Annotated in this window: 6 protein-coding genes; 4 read left to right on the top strand and 2 right to left on the bottom strand. The window is 71.5% G+C overall.

Annotated features, from left to right (window positions below):
- Positions 1-227: hypothetical protein (locus tag VIB55_RS10265; RefSeq protein ID WP_331876566.1), on the top strand; the 227-nt coding region annotated here is incomplete at its 5' end.
- Between the two features lie 76 nt (positions 228-303).
- Positions 304-1,899 carry an HD domain-containing phosphohydrolase gene (locus VIB55_RS10270; protein ID WP_331876567.1) on the top strand — a complete coding sequence of 532 codons (1,596 nt, stop codon included), beginning with the start codon at positions 304-306 and terminating at the stop codon, positions 1,897-1,899.
- 28 nt (positions 1,900-1,927) lie between these two features.
- On the opposite strand, the gene VIB55_RS10275 is transcribed toward VIB55_RS10270, so the two are convergent.
- Positions 1,928-3,193 (bottom strand): 4-hydroxy-3-methylbut-2-enyl diphosphate reductase, encoded by a 1,266-nt coding sequence (locus VIB55_RS10275; protein ID WP_331876568.1) that lies wholly within the window; start codon positions 3,191-3,193, stop codon positions 1,928-1,930.
- Between the two features lie 208 nt (positions 3,194-3,401).
- Here VIB55_RS10275 and VIB55_RS10280 point away from each other — a divergent pair, with 208 nt between their 5' ends.
- Positions 3,402-4,268, top strand: coding sequence for a transglycosylase domain-containing protein (locus VIB55_RS10280; RefSeq protein WP_331876569.1), 867 nt, complete (start codon positions 3,402-3,404; stop codon positions 4,266-4,268).
- Here the strand turns inward: VIB55_RS10280 and VIB55_RS10285 are convergent.
- Complete coding sequence (locus VIB55_RS10285; RefSeq protein WP_331876570.1) at positions 4,204-4,791, bottom strand: nuclear transport factor 2 family protein; 588 nt, start codon at positions 4,789-4,791, stop codon at positions 4,204-4,206. The genes VIB55_RS10280 and VIB55_RS10285 overlap by 65 nt on opposite strands.
- A gap of 155 nt (positions 4,792-4,946) precedes the next feature.
- Here VIB55_RS10285 and VIB55_RS10290 point away from each other — a divergent pair, with 155 nt between their 5' ends.
- Entirely contained in the window at positions 4,947-5,657 is a 711-nt protein-coding gene (locus tag VIB55_RS10290; protein ID WP_331876571.1) for a hypothetical protein, read from the top strand.
- Positions 5,658-5,707: the final 50 nt, after the last annotated feature.

Here is a 5,707-nt window from a genome sequence, read left to right on the forward strand (position 1 = left end):
GTATTCGTGCGACTCTGCTGGCCGCGCTTGCCGGCATCCTGATCACCGCCGGCGGCTGCGCCGATTCCGCCACCGCCCCGACGGCCGTGGCGGATCCCTCGCTCAACCGCGTCGTGGGCGATTCGGTTTCCGCCGTGAACCGTGCGTCGGCCGGCGGCGAAGGCCAGCACACGGGCGACGGGGGCGAGATCACCATCCAGTCGGGGTACATCAGCGGCGGCCACTGAGCCGCTGCGCGCCAGCGTGCGTTCTGGGGGGCGGCTGGTGCCGTCCCCCGCTTCGTTTCTGCCCGCAACACAACCGGTGACAGTCAATCTCCACGCCCTCCTCGATCGCGCGACGGCGCAGGAACGCGCCGGCTCGTGGACCGATGCGTTCCACACGCTCGAATCGGCGTACCAGGCCAGCCTGGATGCGGGCGATGCCCCGGCTCTGCTGGAGTCGGTGGTGCGGCTGGGGCACTGCCACCGCCTTTCGGGCCAGCGCGAGCTGGCGCACGACGTACTGGAGCTTGCCCTGACGCTGGGCGAGATGCACGGGCATGCCGCCATCGCGGGGCGGGCACTCAACGGCCTGGGCGTGCTGGCCCAGGATGCGGGCGAACTGGTGCGGGCCGCCGAGCTGTACCAGCGAGCCAATGTGCTGGGGCGCGAGAGCAACACCCCGGTGCTGGTAGGCGACACCGAGCAGAACCTGGGGATCCTCGCCAACATCCGGGGCGATCTGGACGAGGCGCTACAGCGATACCAGACCGCGCTCTCGTACCTGGAGCAGGCGAACACCGTCCGGGGGCGGCTGTCGTCGCTGAACAACCTCGGGATGCTGCACGTAGACATGGGGCGCCTGGACCAGGCGGACGAGTACTTCACCCGTGCGCTGCAGATCTGCGAGGAGGTGGGCGACATCGTTCACGCCGGCGTCATCCACATCAACCGCGCCGAGCTGTTCCTGGCCCGCGGCGAGCTGGACCGGGCCCGCGAAGCCTGCGACGAGGGTTTCGAGATCTTCAGCCGGCTCAACGACGAGCAGCGCCAGGCCGAAGCGCTGAAGTTCTACGGCGTCATCTACCGCGAGAGCGGAAAGCTTCACCTGGCCACCATCCACCTGCAGCGCGCCGTCGGAATCACGCGCGACACCAGCCCCCTGCTCGAGGCCGAGGCCCAGCGCGAGATGGCCCGCGTGCTTCGGCAGCAGGGCCGCAACCGGCAGGCGCTGGAGGCGCTCAACCGCTCGCACGCGCTGTTCACCAGCCTGCAGGCGCGGCCGGACCTGGCCGACATCGACAGCCGCGTCTCGGAGCTGGAAGAGGAGTTCCTGTCGCTGGTGCGCTTCTGGGGCGAGTCCATCGAGGCCAAGGACCACTACACGCTGGGCCACTGCGCGCGCGTGGCCGACTACGCCTGCCGCATCGCCGAGCGGGCGGGGATGACGGACCGCGAGCTGACCTGGTTCCGGATGGGGGCCTTCCTTCACGACGTGGGGAAGACCGAGGTGCCCGAGGAGATTTTGAACAAGCCGGGAAGGCTGACCGACGAGGAACGGGCGACGATGGAGCGCCACACCGTCATCGGCGACGAGATGCTGGCGCCGGTGGAGTTTCCCTGGGACATCCGCCCGATGGTGCGAAGCCACCACGAGCGCTGGGACGGCAGGGGCTATCCCGACCAGCTGGCGGCGGAGGCCATCCCCCGGTCCGCCCGCATCCTGCGCCTGGCCGACGTCTTCGACGCCCTGACCACCGCCCGCAGCTACCGCGCGCCGCTGACCCCGGAGCAGGCCCTGGGCATCATGCGCGACGACCAGGGCTCGTTCGATCCCGAGCTGTTCCAGATCTTCCTGGACCTGTACGACGAGTTCGCCCCCACGGCCGCCGAAGCCGCCTCTTCCGTCTCGGTTTGACGCTCAGATTGCGCCAGCGCGCGTACCGCTACGCCGCCGCGGGCTCCGGAACGTCGTCCACGGCCAGGCCCCGGGTGCGCAGCAGGCGCTCCACCGCCTCGCCGATCTTGTTGTTGGGAGTGGATGCACCAGCGGTGAGCCCCACGGTCAGCGGTCCGGGAGGCAGCCAGTCCTCTGCGACCACTTCGGGCGCGTCCAGCGGGGTGCCGGCCGGCTTGAAGCGGATGGTGCCCGCCTCGGGGTCGATGCACGAAGCGTCGGCCACGTGGAAGGTGACGGTGTGCTGGGCGCAGAGCACCGCCAGGTGGTGGGTGTTCGACGAGTTGTAGCCGCCGATGACCACCATCACGTCGGGCGGGCCGTCGGGGCCGTCCACCAGCTGGTGCACGGCGTCCTGCCGCTCCTGCGTGGCCGAGCAGATGGTGTCGAACGAGCGGAAGTGCTGCGACAGGTCGAACCCCGGCTCGCCGCCGTACCGCCGGGCGAGCGACCGGCCCACCTCGGCGGCGATGTCCAGCGACTCGCCCGAAAGCATGGTCGTCTGGTTGGCCACACCGATGCGCCGCAGGTGAAGGTCGGGATCGAACCCCGCCGACGCCTTGGGGGTGAAGTGCTCCAGGAACTCGGCGCGGGTCATGGCGCCCGGCGCCTGCTCGATGTAGTCCGTCACCCGCCGCGCCTCGGGCATGTCGCGCACGATCAGGAAGCGCCCCTCGGGGTACTTGAGCGCCTGGCTGGCCGTGGCGCGCGTTTCCTCGTGCAGGTACTTGCCGTGGATGAGCGCCGTAAAGCCGTCCCGCGCGTACTGCTCCACCCGCTTCCACACGTTCAGCACGCTGCCGCAGGTGGTGTCGACCAGGATGCAGCCCACGGCCTGCAACCGCCGGAAGTCGGCGACCGTGGCGCCGAAGGCGGGAAGGATGACCACGTCGTCGGGGACCAGCCCGGCGAAGTCGAAGGCGCCCTGCTCGTCGGGATGCAGGAACACCACACCCATCTCCGTCAGGCGGCGATTGACGTGGGGGTTGTGGATGATCTCGCCCAGCAGGAAGATGCGGCGCCCGGGAAACTGGGCGCGCGTCTCGTAGGCGTATTCCACGGCCCGGTCCACGCCGTAGCAGAAGCCGAACTCCTCCGCCAGCCGCACCGTCACCTGCCGGCTTCCCTCGCCCCAGGTTTCGCGGTACCCGCGGGCGCGGATGCGCTCCACGAGGGTGCTGTGGTACTCGGACCGGATGAGGGGGGCGACCTCTTTCTTGAGGCCGAACCCGCGGCGGAAGTAGGTTTGCTCCATCGGTCGGTGCACGGTTCCGGGCGGCCGGAAGCGTCTGCTCCGGCAAGCTGAACGCTAACGGAACGGGGGCGCGGATGCAACCGTCCAAAGCCCTTGGCGCGCCGGTACTTGACGGGCCCGGGAATGCTTCTTGCCCGCCCGCGGGCGCCGGCCGCGCCTGGGCCGGACCCGATCGACCGCACGTTTACTCCGTACTCCAAGTACTTCGGTGGCCAAGCCCGGAAAAGGACAGAAGCTCGGAGGCGCGCCGCGCACGGGCAGGTGGACCAAGCAGCCGGAGGAAAAGCGGCTGGGCGGCCGGTACCGCGACTCGCTGATCGGGCTGGCCGTGGTGGGGGTGATGCTGATCGCCGGGCTGGGCGCCTACATGGTGTGGGCGCACCTGCAGCTGGGCGCCGGGCTGCTGAAGCAGGAGGCGCAGGCGCGCCGGCGCCCCGACTGGGTGCCGCTGTCGCAGCTTCCGCCCCACGTGCGCGAGGCGTTCCTGACGGTGGTCGACACCACCTCCACCCTGCGCCAGCCCGGCTACCTGCGCAGGCAGCGCCCCTCGCTCGCGCGCGACCTGGTGCGGCAGGTGCACCAGCTGGAGCCCGGGGTAAAGGGCCAGGCCAGCGAGGTGGCCATGGCGCAGCTGCTGGAAGCCGAGCGCTCGCCCGGACGGCGGCTGGAACTGTACCTGAACCGGGTGTACCTGGGGCGGACGGAAAGCTGGCCGCTCTTCGGGGTGCACCACGCGGCCATGGAGTACTTCGGCAAGGACGTGCGGCGGCTGACGCTTGGAGAGGCGGCCACGCTGGCCGGCATCCTCCTTCCGCCGCGGGTGCTTGACCCGGAGGCGGCGCCCGGCCCGGTGGGCGCGCGCCGCAACGAGGTGCTGCGGCTGATGCACGGCGGCGGGCGGATCACCGACGCGCAGCTGGCCGCCGCGCTGGCGGAGCCGCTGGGCTTTCAGCCGGGCGAGGACTACGCGCCCATGACCCGGCCGGTGGACTGGAGCCCGGAGGCTCCCGTCATCCGTCTTCCCGAGGCGCTGCGCCCGAAGCTGGATTCGCTGCCGCCGGCGCCGCAGCCGTAGTGTCGGCCGGGGGGGCGGGCGGGGCCTCGGGACGCGACAGGTGCATCTCGATCAGCCGCCACGTTCCCTCCTGCCGCGCGAACACCCCCGACACCCGCAGACGCTCCGCCTGGCCGCCCTGCGCTACCGGAAACAGCTCCAGGTGGGTGGCGAACCAGCCGGTGCCGTCCTGGGCATCGGCTTCTACGTGCAGGTCCGGGGTGCGCGCCACGGCTCCCGTGGGCAGCGCCAGGGCGTCGAGGGTGGCGCGCAGCCCGTCGGGGCCCAGCAGGGCGCGCCCGTCGTTGGCCCGCGGCCCCATCACGTGCGCCGTCCCCACCGGCGCCAGTGCATCGACGGCGCCGCCGCGGTCGCCGCGCAGCAGCGCCTCGCGAAAGGCACCCACCCGCGCCGCGATCTCCTGTTCGGCGTCGCGCTGCTCCACGGCGCTGGGGTCGCGCGGGTTCAGCACCCGCGCCGGGGTCTGGTTGACCTCGCAGGCGGCCAGCGCCAGCAGGGCGGCGGGCAGGGCAAGTCGGTGCACGGCTGTGGTCCGGGTGCGGGTACGCGTTCGGTGAACCGACAAGATGGCTGGCGGGTACAGGGTGTCAAGCTCCCGCGCCGCGTCTTGACGCGCGCGGCCGGTTCCATCATCGTCACAGCAGTCCCGTTCCGCTCAACCGAAGTGGTCGATCCCCGATGATCTGGTTCGGCAAGCCGCTCAACGAAGTCCTGTTCACGCCCCCGTCCGGCGTAAACCCCATCGGCGACGAGAGCACGCGGATGGAGCACGCGCTGCGCTGGGTGGCGGCGCGCGACCCGCACCTGGAGGGCGACGCGCTGGTGGACGCGCTGGCGGCCACGGGATGGGTAGACCGGCCCACCGCGTCGCGCCTGCTCCCCTGCTACCGCCACTTCGACGCCGACCGCTACTTCGGCGAGGCGCTGCGCAGCCTGTCGTTCCGCGGCCCCACCGCCGCCGGCGAGTTCCGCCAGCGCATCGGCCGGGTGATGGAAGACATGACGGGCGCCGCGGCGCTGGGCTCGCTGGGCCCCGAGGAGTGCGTGCGCTTCGGGCACGGCGAGCGGCTGGGCGTGGTGCTGGCCTATCCGCAGGTGCAGTTCACGCTCGGCGGCGATGCGGCCAAGGCCGTCGCCGCCGCCGTGGACGAGATGCCCGACGCGCTGGTGATCGTCGCACGCAACTTCCAGGAGAACACCGCGGCCCAGCTGGCGTCCATGCTGGAGGGGACGGAGGTGCCGGGAACGCTGGTGACGGTGAACCTGCTGCTGGGCATGCGCGCCACCACGCTGCGCTACCAGCCCGGCGGCGAGCGGGTGATGGGCTTGCTCGGCAGCGGCCGCACCCTGCGCTCCCGCGACATCGCGGTGCTGGGGAACCGCAACTAGGGCGGATCCAGGTCCACGGACGAGCGAGGGGCGGGCCGGCGCGCTGCCGG

The sequence above is a fragment of the Longimicrobium sp. genome (assembly GCF_036554565.1).
Lineage (GTDB): Bacteria > Gemmatimonadota > Gemmatimonadetes > Longimicrobiales > Longimicrobiaceae > Longimicrobium.

Coding starts and splice junctions, on each gene's coding strand:
- VIB55_RS10275 (WP_331876568.1), bottom strand. CDS start 3,193: ATGGAGCAAACCTACTTCCGCCGCGGGTTCGGCCTCAAGAAAGAGGTC.
- VIB55_RS10290 (WP_331876571.1), top strand. CDS start 4,947: ATGATCTGGTTCGGCAAGCCGCTCAACGAAGTCCTGTTCACGCCCCCG.